The 18,531-nt window shown below is 71.7% G+C and carries 16 protein-coding genes; 12 read left to right on the forward strand and 4 right to left on the reverse strand.

From position 1 onward, the window contains the following. The first annotated feature begins 73 nt into the window (after nucleotides 1–73). The 4 genes from OG963_RS35005 to OG963_RS35020 all read left to right on the forward strand — a co-directional run bounded on the left by OG963_RS35005 (nucleotide 74) and on the right by OG963_RS35020 (nucleotide 5,207). Nucleotides 74–1,141 (forward strand): glycine betaine/L-proline ABC transporter ATP-binding protein, encoded by a 1,068-nt coding sequence (locus tag OG963_RS35005; protein ID WP_093775191.1) that lies wholly within the window; start codon nucleotides 74–76, stop codon nucleotides 1,139–1,141. Next, nucleotides 1,134–3,761, forward strand: coding sequence for an ABC transporter permease/substrate binding protein (locus tag OG963_RS35010; RefSeq protein WP_093930023.1), 2,628 nt, complete (start codon nucleotides 1,134–1,136; stop codon nucleotides 3,759–3,761). The genes OG963_RS35005 and OG963_RS35010 overlap by 8 nt, the downstream gene beginning before the upstream one ends. 153 nt (nucleotides 3,762–3,914) lie before the next feature. Next, nucleotides 3,915–4,460 (forward strand): helix-turn-helix domain-containing protein, encoded by a 546-nt coding sequence (locus tag OG963_RS35015; RefSeq protein WP_030918529.1) that lies wholly within the window; start codon nucleotides 3,915–3,917, stop codon nucleotides 4,458–4,460. A 6-nt stretch (nucleotides 4,461–4,466) separates the two neighbouring features. Then, nucleotides 4,467–5,207, forward strand: coding sequence for a helical backbone metal receptor (locus OG963_RS35020; protein WP_256223592.1), 741 nt, complete (start codon nucleotides 4,467–4,469; stop codon nucleotides 5,205–5,207). Here OG963_RS35020 and OG963_RS35025 read toward each other — a convergent pair. After that, the gene (locus tag OG963_RS35025) at nucleotides 5,146–6,300 is read right to left on the reverse strand and encodes a TDT family transporter (protein ID WP_371799813.1); all 1,155 of its coding nucleotides are present in this window, start codon (nucleotides 6,298–6,300) and stop codon (nucleotides 5,146–5,148) included. The genes OG963_RS35020 and OG963_RS35025 overlap by 62 nt on opposite strands. A 70-nt stretch (nucleotides 6,301–6,370) precedes the next feature. On the opposite strand from OG963_RS35025, the gene OG963_RS35030 reads away from it, so the two are divergent. Together OG963_RS35030 and OG963_RS35035 are read left to right on the forward strand one after the other, a co-directional pair. After that, nucleotides 6,371–7,312 carry a LysR family transcriptional regulator gene (locus tag OG963_RS35030; RefSeq protein WP_093775197.1) on the forward strand — a complete coding sequence of 314 codons (942 nt, stop codon included), beginning with the start codon at nucleotides 6,371–6,373 and terminating at the stop codon, nucleotides 7,310–7,312. Between the two features lie 92 nt (nucleotides 7,313–7,404). Next, on the forward strand, nucleotides 7,405–8,373 hold the full coding sequence (locus tag OG963_RS35035; protein WP_093775199.1) for an aminoglycoside phosphotransferase family protein: 969 nt from the start codon (nucleotides 7,405–7,407) through the stop codon (nucleotides 8,371–8,373). A gap of 18 nt (nucleotides 8,374–8,391) precedes the next feature. Here the strand turns inward: OG963_RS35035 and OG963_RS35040 are convergent, their stop codons facing one another. Further along, nucleotides 8,392–9,087, reverse strand: coding sequence for a gamma-glutamyl-gamma-aminobutyrate hydrolase family protein (locus tag OG963_RS35040; protein WP_093775201.1), 696 nt, complete (start codon nucleotides 9,085–9,087; stop codon nucleotides 8,392–8,394). A 92-nt stretch (nucleotides 9,088–9,179) separates the two neighbouring features. Next, on the reverse strand, nucleotides 9,180–9,923 hold the full coding sequence (locus OG963_RS35045) for a FadR/GntR family transcriptional regulator (RefSeq protein WP_371799814.1): 744 nt from the start codon (nucleotides 9,921–9,923) through the stop codon (nucleotides 9,180–9,182). A 75-nt stretch (nucleotides 9,924–9,998) separates the two neighbouring features. Between OG963_RS35045 and OG963_RS35050 the strand changes: the two genes are divergently transcribed. From OG963_RS35050 to OG963_RS35065, 4 genes are all read left to right on the forward strand, one after another. Next, a complete protein-coding gene (locus OG963_RS35050; RefSeq protein ID WP_093930025.1) occupies nucleotides 9,999–11,360 on the forward strand; it encodes a glutamine synthetase family protein in 1,362 nt (453 codons plus the stop codon). Between the two features lie 8 nt (nucleotides 11,361–11,368). Further along, entirely contained in the window at nucleotides 11,369–12,733 is a 1,365-nt protein-coding gene (locus OG963_RS35055; protein ID WP_093775512.1) for an aldehyde dehydrogenase, read from the forward strand. Between the two features lie 6 nt (nucleotides 12,734–12,739). Then, on the forward strand, nucleotides 12,740–13,531 hold the full coding sequence (locus OG963_RS35060; RefSeq protein WP_093775205.1) for a 3-oxoacyl-ACP reductase: 792 nt from the start codon (nucleotides 12,740–12,742) through the stop codon (nucleotides 13,529–13,531). 105 nt (nucleotides 13,532–13,636) lie between these two features. After that, a complete protein-coding gene (locus OG963_RS35065) occupies nucleotides 13,637–14,563 on the forward strand; it encodes a DUF2510 domain-containing protein (RefSeq protein ID WP_093930027.1) in 927 nt (308 codons plus the stop codon). 30 nt (nucleotides 14,564–14,593) lie between these two features. Here the strand turns inward: OG963_RS35065 and OG963_RS35070 are convergent, their stop codons facing one another. Next, nucleotides 14,594–15,796 (reverse strand): amino acid deaminase/aldolase, encoded by a 1,203-nt coding sequence (locus OG963_RS35070; protein ID WP_093775209.1) that lies wholly within the window; start codon nucleotides 15,794–15,796, stop codon nucleotides 14,594–14,596. Nucleotides 15,797–16,418: 622 nt separating this feature from the next. On the opposite strand from OG963_RS35070, the gene OG963_RS35075 reads away from it, so the two are divergent. Together OG963_RS35075 and mycP are read left to right on the forward strand one after the other, a co-directional pair. Next, nucleotides 16,419–17,318, forward strand: coding sequence for a hypothetical protein (locus tag OG963_RS35075; RefSeq protein ID WP_093775211.1), 900 nt, complete (start codon nucleotides 16,419–16,421; stop codon nucleotides 17,316–17,318). Further along, nucleotides 17,315–18,523 (forward strand): type VII secretion-associated serine protease mycosin, encoded by a 1,209-nt coding sequence (gene mycP / locus OG963_RS35080; RefSeq protein WP_093775213.1) that lies wholly within the window; start codon nucleotides 17,315–17,317, stop codon nucleotides 18,521–18,523. Before OG963_RS35075 ends, mycP begins: the two co-directional genes overlap by 4 nt. Nucleotides 18,524–18,531: the final 8 nt, after the last annotated feature.

Here is an 18,531-nt window from a genome sequence, read left to right on the forward strand (position 1 = left end):
GCGTGAGGTGTATGTGTCAAGGCTGCAAGCCGAACACTTGTACAAGGTGTTCGGCAGACGACCCGATCAAGCCGTGCAGAAGCTCGAGAGCGGCACGGACCGCGACGAGCTGCGCGCCGACGGAACGACCGCAGCGGTGATCGACGCCTCGTTCACCGTCGAACCGGGACAGATCTTCGTCGTGATGGGTCTGTCCGGATCCGGCAAGTCCACGTTGCTGCGGATGCTCAACGGGCTGCTGGATCCCACAGCCGGACGCGTGCTGTTCGACGGCCAGGACCTGACCGCCCTGAGCCCGCGCGAACTGCGCACCGTCCGCTCCTCCAAGATCAGCATGGTCTTCCAGCACTTCGCTCTCTTCCCGCACCGGAGCGTCCTGGAGAACGCCGGGTACGGCCTCGAGGTGCAGGGTGTGCCGCGCGCCGAGCGTGAGAAGCGTGCCGCCGAGGCGCTGGAGCTGACCGGCCTCGCCGGCTGGGAGAAGTCCTGGCCCGACGAGTTGTCCGGCGGCATGCAGCAGCGCGTCGGCCTGGCCCGTGCCCTCGCCACCGACGCCGATCTGCTGCTGATGGACGAGTCCTTCAGCGCGCTCGACCCGCTGATCCGCCGCGACATGCAGGACCAGCTGCTCGAACTTCAGAAGAGGCTCAAGAAGACCATCGTCTTCATCACCCACGACCTCAACGAGGCCATGCGCCTCGGTGACCGGATCGCCGTGATGCGGGACGGAAAGATCGTCCAGCTCGGGACGGCCGAGGACATCCTCGTCACCCCGGCCAACGACTACGTCGCCTCCTTCACCCAGGACGTCGACCGCTCCCGGGTGCTGACCGCGGGCGCCATCATGGCCGAGCCGCACACCGTCCTGGGCACCGAGGCGGACGACGGCACGGAAATCCGTACGCCCGCCGACATCCTCCGGTCGGCGCCGGCCACGGTCTCCGAGTCCACCCCGATCATCGAGCTGTTCACGCCCTGCTCGCGCAGCGGAGTCGCGGTTGCCGTGACCGGTGCCGACGGCCGGCTCGTCGGGGTCGTGCCCCGGTCCCGGCTGCTCGCCGTCCTCGGCGAGCCGATGAGCCCCATCGAGGTCCCGCAGGACGCCGCCACCAACGAGAAGAAGGTGGCCGCCGATGTTTAGGATCCCGCTCGGTGAATGGGTGGATACTGCGGTCGACTGGCTGCAGACCCACCTGGCCTGGCTGTTCGACGCGATCAGCTCGGTCGTCAGCGGCATGTTCGACGGCATCGCCGCCGTACTCTCCGCCCCCGCCCCCCTGCTCTTCGCGGGCATCCTCGCCGTCATCGCCTGGTGGCTGCGCGGTCTGCTCCCGGGTGTGCTCGCCTTCGTGGGCTTCGCGCTCATCGACTCCGTCGAGCTGTGGGACGAAGCGATGGACACCCTCACCCTGGTGCTCGTCGCCACCATCGTCACGCTCGTGCTGGCCGTGCCGCTCGGCATCTGGGCGGCACGTTCCAAGGCCGTGTCCGCGGTGACCCGGCCGGTCCTCGACTTCATGCAGACCATGCCCGCCATGGTCTATCTGATCCCTGGCGTCATCTTCTTCGGCGTCGGCGTGGTCCCCGGCATCATCGCCACGATCATCTTCGCGCTGCCCCCGGGCGTCCGGATGACCGAGCTCGGCATCCGTCAGGTCGACGGCGAACTCGTGGAGGCGGCCGAGGCCTTCGGCACCACCTCGCGCAACACCCTGCTGCGGGTCCAGCTGCCGCTCGCCCTGCCCACGATCATGGCGGGCATCAACCAGGTCATCATGCTGGGCCTGTCCATGGTGGTCATCGCCGGCATGGTCGGCGGCGGCGGCCTCGGTGGTTCCGTCTACCGGGCCATCGGCAACGTCGACGTCGGCCTCGGCTTCGAGGCGGGCGTCTCCATCGTCATCCTGGCGATGTACCTGGACCGGATGACCGGCGCGCTCGGCCGCGAGGTCTCCCCGCTGGCCCGTCGCGCACTCGCCAGGGCCCAGTCGGTGGCCGGCGGACTGAAGATCTGGAACCACCGGCCGCAGCCCGCCGTCGCGGTCGTCGGCGTCGTCGTCCTGGCCCTCGTCGCAGGCGGCATGGGCATGTTCGGTACGTCGAAGTCGGAGACCGGCGCCGTCACCGATGCCGCGAACATCGGCAAGGGCAAGAAGATCAGCATGGGGTACATCCCCTGGGACGAGGGCATCGCCTCCACCTTCCTGTGGAAGGAGCTGCTCGAGCAGCGCGGCTTCGAGGTCGACGTCAAGCAGTACGAGGCCGGCGCGCTCTACACCGGTATGGCCGGCGGCCAGATCGACTTCGAGACCGACTCCTGGCTCCCGGTCACCCATGCCACGTACTGGAAGAAGTACAAGGACCGCCTGGAGGACATGGGCTCCTGGTACGGCCCCACCTCCCTGGAGCTGGCCGTTCCCTCGTACGTGAAGGGCGTCGACTCGCTCGACGACCTCAAGGGCAAGGCGTCCGACTTCAAGGGACGGATCGTCGGCATCGAGCCGAGCGCCGGTGAGACGGGCCTGCTCAAGGACAAGATCCTGCCGGGCTACGGCCTGGACAAGGAGTACAAGGTCGTCGACGGCTCGACGCCGTCGATGCTCGCCGAGCTGAAGCGCGCGTACGCCAAGAAGGAACCGATCGTGGTCCCGCTGTGGTCGCCGCACTGGGCGTACAACCAGTACGACCTCACCAAGCTCAAGGACCCCAAGAACCTCTGGGGCAAGGGCGACGGCATCCACACCCTGACCCGCAAGGGCTTCGCCGACGACAACCCCGAGGTCGGCAAGTGGCTCAAGAACTTCAAGATGAGCGAGGACCAGCTCACGAGTCTTGAGGCGAAGATCCAGACGACCGGCAAGGGCAAGGAGCAGGACGCCGTCCGTGCCTGGCTGAAGGACAACCCGGACGTCGCCGACAAGTGGACGCCTGTGGCCGGGGCGGCGAAGGGCGCGAGCGGCAAGGACGAGCGCGACCGCACCGTCGAGATGGCCTGGTTCCCCTGGGAGGAGGACATCGCCGCCACGTACCTGTGGAAGGCCGTCCTGGAGGACCGCGGCTACAAGATCGACCTGAAGCAGTTCGAGGTCGGTCCGATGTATGCCGCGATGTCCCGCGGCCAGCTCGACGTGCAGTTCGACGGCTGGCTGCCGTACACCCAGAAGAACTACTGGAACAAGTACGGCTCCCGGCTCACCGACCTCGGATCGTGGTACGGGCCCACCTCGCTGGAGATCGCCGTCCCCTCCTACGTCAAGGGCATCGAGTCGTACAAGGACCTCAAGGGCCGCGGTGACGAGTTCAAGAACCGCATCATCGGCATCGAGCCCGGCACCGCCACCATGGCCAACCTGAAGAACAACGTGCTGCCCGCCTACGGCCTGGACAAGGAGTACAAGGTCGTCGACAGCTCGACGCCCTCGATGCTCGCCGAGCTGAAGCGCGCGTACGCCAAGAAGGAGCCGATCGCGGTTCTGCTCTGGACGCCGCACTGGGCGTACAACCAGTACGACCTCACCAAACTGAAGGACCCCAAGAAGGCCTTCGGCAACGGCGACACCATCCGTACGATCGCGAGCAAGGACTTCCCGAAGAACTATCCGCAGCTCACCAAGTGGTTCAAGCACTTCAAGCTCAGCGAGCAGCAGCTGGCCGGCCTGGAGAACGAGATCCAGAAGCGCGGGACGGGGCACGAGGAAGAAGCCGTGAAGGCCTGGATGGACAAGAATCCTGGCATCGCGGACAAGATGGCCCCCCAGTAGCAGGAGCCTGACACAGCCGGAAGGGGTGGGTGCCGCCGATGGGCGGACCCACCCCTTCCGGCTGTGTGACGTTCCTTTACCGGCCGTCCTTGCGTAACCGTGTGCGTAAGGTGCTGGCAGCCGGAAGGATGACGAGTCGGGAGGGAGCCGGACATGGACGACAAGGAAGCACTCCGCGTGGGCGCCGCGGTCCGCCGACGACGCAGAACTCTGGGGCTCACACTGGCCGCGGTCGCCACCCGCAGCGGCCTGTCCGTGCCGTTCCTCAGCCAGATCGAGAACGAGCGGGCCAGACCCAGCGCCCGGTCGCTGGACCGGGTGGCCGACGCCCTGGAGACCACCACGGCACGGCTGCGCGCCGCCGCCGACTCGGCGCGCGCCGTCGAGCTGGTCCGTGCGGGCGAAGGCGACGGGGCACGCAGGGTGGTGCGAGGACGGCATCAGCTCAGCGCGCTGGAGTTCACCGGCGAAATGGATCTCGGGCGGGAGTTCCAGCACCGCAACGACGAGGTGATGTACGTGGTGGAGGGCGCCGCCGAGGTGGAGGCGGAGGGGCAGGCGTACCGGCTGGAGCGAGGCGACACTCTGTTCCTGTCGGGCGGCGTACGGCACCGCTGGCGGGCCACGATGCCGGAGACCCGGCTGCTGGTCGTCGCGGTCGCGGAACATGTCGACGCCACGAACGACCCGAGGCGCTGAGACCCGGTGTCCGAATCGGTGTCCGTCCCGGCCCCGGCGCTCCGAGTCGTCTCGCTCGTGCCCTCGCTCACCGAGGCCGTCGCCGCCACGGCCCCCGGCCTCCTCGTCGGTGTCACCGACTGGTGCACCCGTCCGGCCGATCTGACCGCCGCGCGCATCGGTGGCACCAAGAACCCCGATGTGGCCGCGATCGTCGCGCTCCGCCCCGATCTCGTCGTCGCCAACGAGGAGGAGAACCGCGCCCCCGACCTCGACGCGCTCCGTGACGCGGGCATCGAGGTCCTCACCACCGAGATCCGCAGCCTCGACCAGGCCTTCGCCGAACTGCACCGGGTCCTGGTGACCGGCTGCGGGCTGGCCAGGCCACGCTGGCTCGACGAGGCCGAGGCCGCCTGGGCGGCGCTCCCGCCGCCGTACGAGCCGCGCCGCGCGATCGTGCCGATCTGGCGCAGGCCCTGGATGGTGCTCGGCCGTGACACGTTCGCGGGCGATCTGCTGGCCCGGCTCGGTGTGCGGAACGTGTACGCAGGTCACGTCGAGCGCTACCCGCGCATCCCGCTCGACGAACTGAACGCGGCGGGCGCCGACCTGGTCGTCCTGCCCGACGAGCCGTACCGCTTCACCGCCGGCGACGGACCCGAGGCCTTCCCCGCACTGCCCGCCGCACTCGTCGACGGGCGATGTCTCACGTGGTACGGGCCGTCACTGGCCGGGGCGCCTGCGGCGCTGCGAGCAGCGCTCCGCTGACCAGCCCGCGCAGCGTCCGCAGCCCGGCCACCGCCCACGCCGACACCAGCAACACGTACAGCGCGACGGCCAGCCAGGTGAACGCCGTCAGCCCGGTGTGCCGGGCCAGACCCGACGCGCCGGTGACACACGTGCCGACCGGGAAGGTGAAGCCCCACCAGGTCATGCTGAACGTCATGCCACCCCGAAGCGCCCGCACCACCATCGACACGGCCAGCGCCAGCCACAGCAGCGCGAACCCCATCACCGGCACCCCGTACAGCACGGCGAACGCCCCGAGCGCGGAGGCGTACTGCGCGCCGATCGCACCAGGCGCCACATCGGCGAGCTGACCGACCGCGGTCGTCGACTGGCCCAGCGGACCGAGGACGAGGAACAACGTAGGGGTCAGGGCGAGCGGCAGCGGCCCCTGGTGCACCAGCCGGGCGAAGATCAGCGGCAGCATCGTCAGCGTCGCCAGCAGGCTCAGCCCGAACATCGCGTAGCAGGCGAGCAGCATCGCCTCCTGCCACTGACCGGCGGGCAGCTCCGGAACCAGCAGCGGGCCGAGTGCCGCGGAGACCATCGGCGCCACCACCGGCAGCAGCCAGACCGGCGACGCCGTCCCGGGCGCCGGACGGTGGCGTACGACCATCAGATACGGGATGGCGACCGCGACGACCAGGCCGATCGCCGTGCCCGCGCTGTAGAGCACCACGTCCACCGCGAGGGCCGCCCGATACCCGACGACATCCCGGCCGACCACCATCGTGGAGCCGCCGACGGCCAGCAGCGCCATCGAGAGGCAGCCGTAGAACGGGGCGACGGCCGGGTCGAGGAGATGGGCGCGGGCCTGGTCGCGGTGGGCGGACCAGTGCCCGGCGCGGGCGGTGAGAACCGCGACGAGGAGCAGCGCCGAGAGCGCCCACACCACCGTGCAGGCGGCTCGCAGCCCGGGCACGTGCACGGGAAGCGCCGCGCCCGCGCCGGCCACGATGGCGGTGCCCATGACCATCGCGTACCAGTTGGGGCCGAAGTACCGCAGAGAAGGAAGCCGCACAGCGGCGGGGTACGGGGCGCCCGTCCGGGCGCGGGTGTGCGAAAAGATGGCCATGCCACGATCCTTGTTCCGGGTGCCGTCCCCCGCCAGGGAGCTTGCCTCTATGAGGTCATAAGCTGGCTTTATGCCCAGCGACGCACCCGCACCCGTCCTCCTGTCCCACCGGGTCCCCGACCTCGGCGCGCTGGAGCTCCTGCTGGCCGTCGCCCGGCACGGCAGCCTGGGACGGGCGGCACGGGACGTCGGCATCACCCAGCCCGCCGCCAGCAGCCGCATCCGCTCGATGGAGCGACAGCTCGGCGTGGCGCTCCTCGACCGCTCGCCGCGTGGCTCCCGGCTCACCGACGCGGGCGCGCTCGTCACCGACTGGGCGCGCCGGATCGTCGAGGCCGCCGAGGCATTCGATGTGGGCGCGCAGGCGCTGCGCGACCGACGCGACTCCCGGCTGCGGGTCGCCGCCTCCATGACCATCGCCGAATATCTGCTGCCCGGCTGGCTGATCGCGCTGCGCGCCGCACGGCCGGACACCGCGGTCTCCCTGCTCGCGGGCAACTCGGCGGCGGTCGCGGGGCGCCTGCTCGCCGGGGAGGCCGACCTCGGATTCGTGGAGGGACTGTTCATACCGGAAGGCCTCGACGGCACGGTGATCGCACACGACCGTCTCGTCGTCGTGGTCGCCCCGTCCCATGCGTGGGCGGGCCGCCGCACCCCGCTGACCCCGCGGGAACTGGCTGCGACCCCATTGATCCTGCGCGAGCGCGGCTCCGGCACCCGACAGGTCCTGGACGCGGCACTCGCCGTGCACGGCGGTCTGGCGCAGCCGTTGCTCGAGCTGTCGTCCACGACGGCGGTGAAGGGGGCGGCGGAGAGCGGTGCGGGGCCGTGCGTGCTGAGTGAACTGGCGCTGGGGGAGGAACTGTCCTCGCGGCGGCTGGTGAAGATCCCGGTGGCGGGAGTCCGGCTGAGGCGACAGCTGCGGGCGGTCTGGCCGTCGGGACACCGGCCGGCGGGCCCGGCTCGCGACCTGCTGTCGCTGACGGGGCGATCGAGCCCGTCCGTCGGCTGAGGACACAGGGCAGAGGCGGAGGGACGCCGTCACCCGCTTCGCCCCGCGAAAATCGGTTGGCCGGCCTGCGTCCGGGGGCCAAGGATGCACAGATGAGAGTGACCGCCCCGCCGGCCGTCGGCGTCCGCCACCACTGGGCCGACCTCCCGGACTCCGTGCGCAGCGCTGTCGAGGACATCCTCGGTGCCCGCGTCGTCCACGCGCAGAGCCAGAGCGGCGGGTTCTCACCGGGAGTCGCCGCCCGCGTCCGGCTCACCGACGGACGACGCGCGTTCGTCAAGGCGGTCAGCGCCGAGGCGAACCCGGGCAGCCCCGACCTGCACCGCGCCGAGGCCCGGAACACCGCTGCTCTCCCACCCGGTGCGCCCGTGCCGAGGCTGCTGGGATCGTACGACGACGGGACCCGGGTCGCCCTCGTCCTCCAGGACATCGACGGCCGCCAGCCGCGCATCCCCTGGACATCGGCGGAGCTGGACCGGGTCCTGACGGCGGTCGGCGAGCTGAACAGGACCCTGACCCCGGCCCCGATCGAGGCGCCCGCCGTCGCGGACAGCGAGGCCGAGTCGTTCAGCGGCTGGCGGACCCTGCTTGCCGCGCGTGACTGCGACGGTCCGCCCGGGCGTCTCGACCCGTGGGCCGCACGCCACCTCGACGTACTCGCGGAGCTGGAGTCCGGCTGGGCCGGGCCCGCCACCGGCGACAGCCTCGCCCACGGGGATCTGCGCGCCGACAACATCCTGCTCACCGACGACCGGGTGGTCTTCGTCGACTGGCCGCACGCGCTGCGAGCCGCGCCCTGGTTCGATCTGCTGGTGATGCTGCCGTGCGTGGCGGCCCAGGGCGGCCCCGACCCGGACACCGTGTTCACCACGCACCCTCTGGGGCGCGCCGCCGACCCGGAGGGAGTGAACACGGTCCTTGCCGCACTCGCCGGCTACTTCGTCGCGCACTCGCTGATGCCGGACCCGCCGGGGCTGCCGACCGTGCGGGCGTTCCAGGGCGCGCAGGGGGCGGCGGCGCTGGAATGGCTGCGCGGCAGGCTCGGAGGGCGTACGCGGTAGCCGCCGGCCGACGGACGATCAGCCGCGCGCCGCCTCCGTCACCAGCGCCTGCATGACCCGCAGGTCGTCCCCCATCTCCGGATGCCACTGCACCCCGAGCACCCACCGCGACCCCGGCAGTTCGACGGCCTCCACCGTCCCGTCCGCCGCGTGGGCGGACGCCACGAGGTCCGGTGCGAGGCTGTCCACGGCCTGGTGGTGGTAGGTCGGTACGGCGGATTCCTCGGGCACGATCGATGCGTAGCGCGTCCCCGGCACCGGTGTCACCGGGTGCTCGCCGAGAACCCCGGCCTTCCCGTGCGGGCCGGCATGCCCGTCCAGGTGCTGGACGAGGGTGCCGCCGAGCGCCACATTCATCAGCTGCATGCCACGGCAGATGCCGAGCACCGGTGTGCCGGACTCCAGGGCGGCGTCCAGGAGCGCCAGCTCCCAGGCGTCGCGCTCCCGGTTCGGCGGTCCCGTCCTCGGACCGGGCTCCGCGCCGTACCGCGCGGGCTCGACATCGGCGCCGCCCGCGATGACGAGACCGTCCAGCCGGGCCACGGCGGCCGCGGCCCGGGCCGGGGCGTCCGGCGACAGGAGGGCGGCGAGGCCCCCGGAGCGCTGGACCAGCCTCGGGTAGGCGGACGGGAGCAGGGCGGCGGGCAGTTCCCAGACGCCCCAGCGGGCGACGGGCTCCAGATAGGTGGTGACGCCGATGAGCGGTACGGACATGGCGGGACTCTCCGGTCGACTGCCTGCGGGCGGACCCGGTTCAATGGTGCTGAGGAATACCTTTGCGTTCCGGTGGGCGGCCGCGCAAGCGGTCAGGCCAGGAATCCGCGCAGCAGCGCCGCCGTGCCCGCGCAGTGTTCGCGCATCACGGCGCGCGCCGCCTCCGCGTCCCCGTCGAGCACCGCCTCGACGAGCGCGGTGTGCTGATGCTGCGAGTGCTCCAGGTTCCGCACGAGCAGCGGGATGCAGTCCAGCAGGTCGTTCACGGTGGCCCGGACGGCCGCGTACTGCGCGGTCAGCGAAGCGGAGCCGGACAGCTCGGCCAGTGTCAGATGCAGAAGGGTGTCGCGCCTGCGGTAGTCGGGCAGAGGTGCATCGTGTGTCGCCGCCAGAGCCGTACGCAGTCGTTCCGCGCCCTCGTCCGTCAGCCCGTGCGTGGCGCACAGGTCGGCCGCGCCGGTCTCCAGCACCTCACGGAAGCGCAGGACGTCCTCGACATCGACGGCCGCCACCCGGCGGCGCAACTCGTCCTCGCCGGGGCTGACGGTGCGGGGGAGCACGAACGTGCCGCCGTACCTCCCTCGTCGGCTCTCCACCAGCCGCTGGACCTGCAGCACCTTCAGCACCTCGCGCAGCGTGACCCGGCTGATCCCGAGCAGCTCGGCCAGGTCGCGCTCGGCGGGCAGCCGCTCGCCACCGGGCACCAGGCCGAGCCTGACCACCTGGAGGATCTGTTCGAGCGCCTCCTCGAAGCCGTTGCCCGCGCGCACGGGCCGCAGCACGGGGCGCAGTTGCCGCGCGGACCCGTGCCGGCCGGACTCGCCTTCCTGCGCCACGTCCCGACCTCTCTTCCCAACAATGGTTCTTACCCATACCTTATGACTTCCGGCTGACCGAAGGAGGATCTTCCCGTGGCAGACCGCACACCCCCGCTGGAGGTCGAGGAACTACGGATCCTCGTCGAGAGCGGTGAGATCGACACCGTCGTCCTGGCCTTCCCCGACATGCAGGGACGGCTGCAGGGCAAGCGGTTCGCCGCGCGCTTCTTCCTCGACGAGGTGCTGGAACACGGCACGGAGGGCTGCAACTATCTGCTCGCCGTCGACACCGACATGAACACCGTCGACGGCTACGCCATGTCCTCCTGGGAGCGCGGGTACGGCGACTTCGCCATGCACCCCGACCTCACCACCCTGCGGCGCGTCCCGTGGAACGACGGCACGGCCATGGTCATCGCCGACCTCGCCTGGGAGGACGGCACACCTGTCGTCGCCGCGCCCCGCCAGATCCTCCGCCGCCAGCTGGAGCGCCTCGCCGAGCACGGCTTCACCGCGCATGTCGGCACCGAACTCGAATTCATCGTCTTCAAGGACACCTACGAACAGGCGTGGGACCGCAACTACCGCGATCTGACCCCGGCCAACCAGTACAACATCGACTACTCGGTCCTCGGCACCGGCCGCATCGAACCCTTGCTCCGTCGCATCCGCAACGAGATGGCGGCCGCGGGCCTGACCGTCGAGTCCGCGAAGGGCGAGTGCAACCCCGGACAGCACGAGATCGTCTTCCGGTACGACGAGGCCCTGGTCACCTGCGACCAGCACGCCGTCTACAAGACGGGCGCCAAGGAGATCGCCGCCCAGGAGGGCGTGGCGCTCACCTTCATGGCCAAGTTCAACGAGCGCGAGGGCAACTCCTGCCACATCCACCTCTCCCTCCAGGACGCGGACGGGCGCAACGTCATGGCGGGCGACGCCGGCGGAATGTCCCCGGTGATGCGCCACTTCCTCGCCGGACAACTCGCCGCACTGCGCGATTTCTCCCTGCTCTACGCGCCGAACATCAACTCCTACAAACGCTTCCAGCCCGGCTCGTTCGCCCCGACCGCGGTCGCCTGGGGCCACGACAACCGCACCTGTTCGCTCCGCGTCGTCGGCCACGGCCGCTCGACCCGGTTCGAGAACCGGCTGCCCGGCGGTGACGTCAACCCGCACCTCGCCGTCGCCGGTCTGATCGCCGCCGGCCTCCACGGCATCGAGCAGAAGCTCGAACTCCCCGAACCCTGCGAGGGCAACGCCTACACCACCGCGTACGACCACGTCCCCACCACACTCCGCGAAGCCGCCGACCTCTGGGAGAAGAGCGACCTGGCGAAGGCGGCCTTCGGCGACGACGTCGTCGCGCACTACCGCAACATGGCGCGCGTCGAACTCGAAGCATTCGACGCAGCGGTGACCGACTGGGAGCTCCGCCGCTCCTTCGAACGCCTGTGAGGCACTCCGTGACCACCGAGCATCAGGTACTCAACCCGGCGACCGAAGAAGTCGTCGCGACCGTCCCGGCCACCACCCCGGCGGAGGTCGACACCGCAGTGCGCCGGGCGGCGGCCGCCCAGCGGATCTGGGCGGCGATGGCCCCCGCTGACCGCGCGCGGTTGCTGCGCCGCTTCGCCGCGGCCGTCGACGGACACCGCGAGGAGCTGGCCCGGCTGGAGGTCCTCGAGGCCGGCCACACCCTCGCCAACGCCCGGTGGGAAGCGGGCAACGTCCGCGATCTGCTCGAATTCGCCGCCGGGGGAGTCGAGCGGCTCAGCGGCCGGCAGATCCCGGTCCCCGGCGGCATCGACCTCACGCTGCTCGAACCCCTCGGCGTCGTAGGCGTGATCGCGCCGTGGAACTTTCCCATGCCGATCGCCGCCTGGGGCGTCGCCCCCGCCCTCGCCGCAGGCAACGCCGTCCTTCTCAAACCCGCCGAGACCACCCCGCTCACCGCTCTGCGGCTCGCCCGACTCGCCCTGGACGAGGGCCTTCCCGAGCACCTCTTCCAGGTACTGCCGGGAGCCGGCGCCGAGACGGGCAACGCACTCGTCGAGCACCCCGGCGTCGCCAAGATCGTCTTCACCGGCTCCACCCGGGTCGGCAAGCAGATCATGGCCAGGTGCGCCGAGCGTGTGAAGCGGCTGACCCTCGAACTCGGCGGCAAGAGCCCCAACATCGTCTTCGCCGACGCCGACATCGAGGCCGCCGCGGCCGCTGCGCCCATGGCCTTCCTCGACAACGCGGGCCAGGACTGCTGCGCCCGCACCCGCATCCTCGTCCAGCGCTCCGCCTACGACCGCTTCCTCGAACTTCTCGCCCCGGCCGTCGCCTCGGTCGTCGTCGGCGACCCCTCCGACGAGAAGACCCGGATGGGGCCGCTGATCTCCCGGGCCCAGCTGGAACGCGTACGGTCCTACGTCCCCGACGGCGCGACCGCGATCCGGGGCGGCGCACCCGAGGGCCCCGGGTTCTGGTTCCCGCCGACCGTGCTGACCGACGCCCGCCCCGACTCGCCCGTGGCCACCGAGGAGGTCTTCGGTCCGGTCGCCGTCGTCCTGCCGTTCGAGGACGAAGCCGACGCCGTGCGCCTCGCGAACGCGACCGAGTACGGCCTCGCCGGCTCCATCTGGACCCGGGACGTCGGCCGGGCACTGCGCGTCTCCCAGGCGGTCCAGGCCGGGAACCTGTCCGTCAACTCGCACTCCAGCGTCCGCTACTGGACCCCGTTCGGCGGCTACAAGCAGTCCGGTCTCGGCCGGGAACTGGGCCCCGACGCTCTCACCGCCTTCACCGAAACCAAGAACGTCTTCATCAGTACGGAGGCCTGAACCAGCATGACCACCACCGACACCGAGAGCATCTGCCGCCGCCTGGTCGGCCGCACCGCCGTCATCACCGGCGCCGGCAGCGGCATCGGCCTCGCCACCGCGCGCCGCCTGGCCTCCGAGGGTGCCCACGTCGTCTGCGCGGACATCGACGAGACCGCGGGCAAGGCCGCGGCCGAGGAGGCCGGCGGCATCTTCGTACGCACCGATGTCACCGACCCCGAACAGGTCGAGGCGCTCTTCAGGACGGCGTACGACACCTACGGCTCCGTCGACATCGCCTTCAACAACGCGGGAATCTCGCCGCCCGACGACGACTCCATCCTCACCACCGGACTGGAGGCCTGGAAGCGCGTCCAGGACGTCAACCTCACCTCCGTATACCTCTGTTGCAAGGCCGCCCTCCCCTACATGCGGCGCCAGGGCCGCGGCTCGATCATCAACACCGCGTCGTTCGTGGCCATCATGGGCGCGGCCACCAGCCAGATCTCGTACACCGCGTCCAAGGGCGGCGTGCTCGCCATGTCCCGCGAACTCGGTGTCCAGTTCGCCCGCGAAGGCATCCGGGTCAACGCGCTCTGCCCCGGGCCGGTCAACACCCCGCTGCTCCAGGAGTTGTTCGCCAAGGACCCGGAGCGCGCGGCCCGTCGGCTGGTCCACATCCCGGTCGGCCGGTTCGCGGAGGCCACCGAGATCGCGGCGGCGGTCGCGTTCCTCGCGAGCGACGACTCCTCGTTCGTGAACGCCACGGACTTCCTTGTCGACGGTGGGATCTCCGGCGCGTACGTCACGCCTGTCTGACCTGCCCGTCGTCCCGCGCGTGCTCATGGCTCCACGACCGCACGACCGCCCACGTCAAACCGCCCGCCGCGGGCTCCCGTCGACGGCGGAACCTAGAGTGGAGGCATGAGCAACGCGACACCGCCCGGCTGGTACCCGGACTCCGCGGCCCCGGGTACCGACCGGTGGTGGGACGGCACGGCATGGACCGCTCACACCCGGCCGAACACGCCCGCTCCGCAGCAGCCGGTCCCACCCATGTACGGAGGCGGAGGAAGCGGCGGAGGCGGAGGACGCGGCGGGGGCGGCGGCCGGATCGTGGCGATCGTGACGGCGGCCCTGGTCGTCGTCGGTGCGGCCGTCACCGGGGCCGTCCTGCTGGGCCGGGACGACGGCGGTGCGGAATCCGAGTCTTCCGGGCCGACCCGCTCCGCACCGCACCCCACCGCCACCGGCACGGCCGGCGGGGACGGTGCGGCGACGGACCCTACGCTGCTCGTCGACCAGCTCAACGGCATCACCCTGCCGATCCCCGACGGCTGGGAGAAGCCGGAGAGCACCGTCGACAAGGCGCTCACCATGCGTACGACCGACTCCTACGCCTGCCCCGGCGACTCCTCCGCCTTCTGCTACCACGGCACGGTGACCACCCGTACGGCGAGCGACACGGACCTCGCTTCGGCCGAGGCCCTGGCCGAGCAGGACATCACCACCGCGGCCGACAAGGCGTACGAGGAGAACGTCGTCGGCGACCGGATCCACGGAGGTATCACCTCCCATGAGCAGCTGAGGTCCGCATCGGTCAGCGTGGCGGGCCGCACGGGCTACGAGGTGCGCTGGCGGGTCCACACGGCCAAGGGGCCAGGCGGCTATGTGCAGTCGCTCGTCTTCCCGTCGACGGTCGGCAGCGAATCGCCGGTCATCGTGCGCTACGCCTTCGACGCGGGACCCGACGGACCGCCGCTCTCCCTCATGGACACCCTCACCCGGGCCATCCGGCCGATCGACGACAGCGAGACCAGCGGCGGCGTCGGCAGCTCCGTGGCTCCCTGACATCGGGTCAGGAGACCAGGAGCCGGCAGTTCAGAGGAACGTCCGCCCCTCGCCACGGTACGTGGGCACGGTCGCCGTCACCCGGTCGCCCTCGATCAGCTGCAGCTCGTCGAAGCGTTCGCACAGCTCACCGGCCTTCGCGTGCCGGAACCACACCTTGTCGCCGATCAGCAGGTCGTCGGCCGGGGCGCCGAGCAGCGGTGTCTGCACCTCGCCGGGCCCCTCCTGCGGGTCGTAGCGCAGCCCTTCCGGCAGATACGGCACGGGCAGCCGGTCCGCCCCCGCGGCCCCCGACGCCGGGTAGCCGCCGCCGAGCACCGTCACCACCCCCACGCCGGGCCGCCGCACCACGGGCTGCGCGAACAGCGCCGCCGGGCGGGCCGCGAACGACGTGTAGTTGTCGAACAGCCGCGGCGCGTAGAGCCCAGACCCGGCCGCGATCTCGGTCACCGCCGGCTCCGCCGCCGTGTGCTGCACACTGCCGGTGCCGCCGCCGTTCACGAACTCCAGATCCGGCGCCACCGTCCGTACGGCCCGGACCACCTCCGCCCGCCGGGCCGCCAGCTCCTTGCGGGCCGTCGCCTGCATCAGCCGGATCGCCCTGGACCGCAACGGCCGGCCGGCGACCGAGTCCCCGACGCCGGCGATGTGGCCCTCGTACGCCATCAGACCGACCAGCCGGAAACCGGGCCTGCGCGCCACCGAGCGGGCCAGCTCCGCGAGCTGGGCGGGGGAGCGCAGCGGCGAACGCAGCGCCCCGATCCTGACCCGGCCGCCGAGCAGCCGCAGCGACGTGTCCAGCTCCAGACAGACCCGGATCTCCTCCTGGCCACCGGCCCGTGCCGCGTCGATCAGCTCCAGCTGCGCATGGTCGTCCACCATCACCGTGACCGCGGCGGCCAGCTTCGGGTCCCCGGCCAGCTCGGCGAAGGCGGACCGGTCGGCCGACGGATAGGCCAGCAGCACGTCGTCGAAACCGGCCCGGGCCAGCCACAGCGACTCGGCGAGCGTGAACGACATCACCCCGGCGAACCCCGGCCGCGCGAGCACCCGCTCCAGCAGCGTCCGGCAGCGCACCGACTTGCTCGCGACCCGGATCGGTTTCCCCGCCGCCCGGCGGACCAGGTCGTCGGCGTTGGCATCGAAGGCATCCAGATCGACCACGGCGATCGGGGCGTCGAGATGTGCGGTGGCCCGGTCGTAGCGGGTCCGGTCAGCGGCACGCGCAGTCATGGCCGCAGCTTGCCAGACACCTCTACCACTGGGTAGGGGGACGATCGGGGCAGATCTCCCAGGGGCGCGACGCCCGACTCCCGCCGGGCCCGTCGCAGCCCGTAGAGTGACGGGACGCGGTGACCAACAGGCTTGCCTGTGCAGGTGATCCGCGAGCGGTACGGAACGTGGACCAGGGGGGCGGATGAGTACCGAGGCGCAGCGCGCTCCCGTACCACCCCGTCCGACGGCGCCACCACGCCCGGCCGCACCACCGGACCCGCACGGGAACCCGGGGCGTACGACCGGGGCGACGCCGCCGCTCCCGGCCCAGGCCCCGCAGCCGACGGCTCCGGTCCGCCAGGGAGCGGCCCCGGCCGACCAGGCTCCGCCGGGACCGGCGTTCGGTGCGCCCGAGCGCACCGCACCCGCCGTTCCCGCGCAGGACGCGCCGACGCGCGAAGCGCATGCCCCTGCCGCGGCCCCGACTTCCCCGCACCCGTCGGAACCGGAGCCGAAGCCGGTGGAGACGACCACTCGGCTCCGCGTCGTGCCCGCGGCCGCTGCCGCCCCTGCCCCTATCGCTCCACCCCGTCCCGGCACGGCGCCGCCCCCGCCGACCAGGCGGCGACCCGTAGGTGCTGTGGATCTCACCCCGCGTCCCGGCGCGACCCCGCCGCATCCCGGCGGCTATTTCCCTCCCGCGCGGACGCACTCCCACGCCCTGCCGTACCCCAGGCCCGAGACGCCCGCCGAGACCACCACCCGGCTGCGTCCCGTCCCCACCCGCCGCCCCGCACGGACAGCCGCCGCGGCGGCCTGTGTGGTGCTCGGGCTCGGACTGATCGGCGGAGCGGTCACCGGGAGCTGGCTCATCAGCGACTCCTCGGCCGACGCCGGTGCACGAAGCCCCTACGCCACCGGACGCACCGTCTGGCACAACGTCCCCGTGGACACCCTGTTCCCCCGCACCCTCAAAGGTGATGGCGCGGGGCCCGGTGGAGCGGACCGGGTCTGGACCCGGATCGCCGTCGCCCCGGACAGCGGCTGCACGACCGCCCTGGACCCGCTGCTGCTCAAGACGATCCGCCCGGTCGGCTGCGAGCGGCTGCTGCGAGCCACCTACGTGGACGCCACCTCCAGCAGCGTCACCACGGTCGGCATGATCTTCACCGAGGGTTCCACCGACGCGATGAGAGCGCTGAGCACCCGATTCTCCGATCAGCACCTCGACGCACGCACCGACCTGATGCCTCGTACATACGCGGTCGAGGACACGGTCGCCGCCCACTTCGGCGACCGGCAGCGCGCCAGCTGGACCGTCCATGTGCTGACCGAGGTTCCGGTCGTCGTCTTCGCCGTCTCCGGGTTCGCGGACGGACGCACGGTCAGCGATCCGCAGCCGGTCGCGAGGGCGATCGCCGCGGACGCGACCACGGTCGCCGCGCAGGCCGGCCTCGGCCATGAGGCCAAGGGCATCGCCGACCGGATCGAGCGTGGGCTACGCCGGACCGTCACCGACCTCTCGGAGCAGCCGCGATGAACAGCCGCCGCCACCGCCGAGCCCTCGGCGCGCTCTGCGCCGCCACCGTGTTCACGCTGCTCCCTGCCGTTCCCGCCCGCGCGGACACCATCCGGCCGCAGCAGTGGGGGCTGGAGGCGCTCCACACCGACCGGGCGTGGCAGACGACCAAGGGCCAAGGGATCACCGTCGCCGTCGTCGACACCGGGGTCGACGACAGCCTTCCCGACCTGGCGGGCCAGGTACTGCACGGCAAGGACCTGATCGGCTTCGGTGCCGGGCGAGGCGACCGCGCCTGGGCCCGCCACGGCACCGCGATGGCCGGAATCATCGCCGGCCGCGGCCACGGCGTCGGCCGCGCCGACGGAGTGCTCGGCATCGCCCCCGAGGCGAAGATCCTCCCGGTCCGGGTGATCCTCGAAGCCTCCGACCCGTCCCGCGACAAGGCCCGCGAGTCCCGCGGTACGGCCCTGGCCGACGGCATCCGCTGGGCCGCCGACCACGGCGCCGACGTCATCAACCTCTCCCTGGGCGACGACAGCGCATCCGCGCATCCCGAGGGCGGCGAGGACGCCGCCATCCAGTACGCGCTGAAGAAGGGTGCCGTCGTCGTCGCCTCGGCGGGCAACGGGGGCGAGAAGGGCGACCACATCTCGTACCCCGCCGCCTACCCCGGCGTGATCGCGGTCGCCGCCGTCGACCGTTACGGCACCCACGCGGCCTTCTCCACCCGGCACTGGTACGCCACCGTCAGCGCTCCCGGCGTAGACATAGTGGTCCCGGCCCCCGACCGTCACTACTACATCGAGTGGGGCACATCGGCCGCCTCCGCGTTCGTCTCCGGTGCGGTCGCGCTGGTCCGGGCCGCTCATCCAGGGCTCACGCCCGCCCAGGTGAAGAAGCTCCTGACGGACACCGCGCGCAACTCACCGGAGGGCGGCCGCGACGACTCCCGGGGCTACGGCATCGTCGACCCGGCCGCCGCGATCAAGGCGGGCGGCAAGCTGCGCAAGGCCGCTCTGCGGGCGGAGGCGGAGTCGGCCGGCTCCGCCGACTCCGCGAAGGCCGGCTACCGCAAGCGGTACTTCGGCCCCGGTCCCACCGCGCAGCACCGGGACGACGGCCCCGCAGGCTGGCTCGCCCCCGCCGCGGGCGGTCTGGGGGCCGTACTGCTGGCGCTGGCCGTGCTGCTGTGGCGCGACAGGAGAAGCACGCCACGCCGCTGAAGTTGTGG

This window comes from Streptomyces sp. NBC_01707 (assembly GCF_041438805.1).
GTDB lineage: Bacteria > Actinomycetota > Actinomycetes > Streptomycetales > Streptomycetaceae > Streptomyces.

Excerpts from the sequence above, each read along its gene's own strand:
- OG963_RS35010 (WP_093930023.1), top strand. The coding sequence starts at position 1,134 with ATGTTTAGGATCCCGCTCGGTGAATGGGTGGATACTGCGGTCGACTGG.
- OG963_RS35015 (WP_030918529.1), top strand. The coding sequence starts at position 3,915 with ATGGACGACAAGGAAGCACTCCGCGTGGGCGCCGCGGTCCGCCGACGA.
- OG963_RS35025 (WP_371799813.1), bottom strand. The coding sequence starts at position 6,300 with ATGGCCATCTTTTCGCACACCCGCGCCCGGACGGGCGCCCCGTACCCC.
- OG963_RS35030 (WP_093775197.1), top strand. The coding sequence starts at position 6,371 with ATGCCCAGCGACGCACCCGCACCCGTCCTCCTGTCCCACCGGGTCCCC.
- OG963_RS35035 (WP_093775199.1), top strand. The coding sequence starts at position 7,405 with ATGAGAGTGACCGCCCCGCCGGCCGTCGGCGTCCGCCACCACTGGGCC.
- OG963_RS35040 (WP_093775201.1), bottom strand. The coding sequence starts at position 9,087 with ATGTCCGTACCGCTCATCGGCGTCACCACCTATCTGGAGCCCGTCGCC.
- OG963_RS35060 (WP_093775205.1), top strand. The coding sequence starts at position 12,740 with ATGACCACCACCGACACCGAGAGCATCTGCCGCCGCCTGGTCGGCCGC.
- OG963_RS35065 (WP_093930027.1), top strand. The coding sequence starts at position 13,637 with ATGAGCAACGCGACACCGCCCGGCTGGTACCCGGACTCCGCGGCCCCG.
- OG963_RS35070 (WP_093775209.1), bottom strand. The coding sequence starts at position 15,796 with ATGACTGCGCGTGCCGCTGACCGGACCCGCTACGACCGGGCCACCGCA.
- mycP (WP_093775213.1), top strand. The coding sequence starts at position 17,315 with ATGAACAGCCGCCGCCACCGCCGAGCCCTCGGCGCGCTCTGCGCCGCC.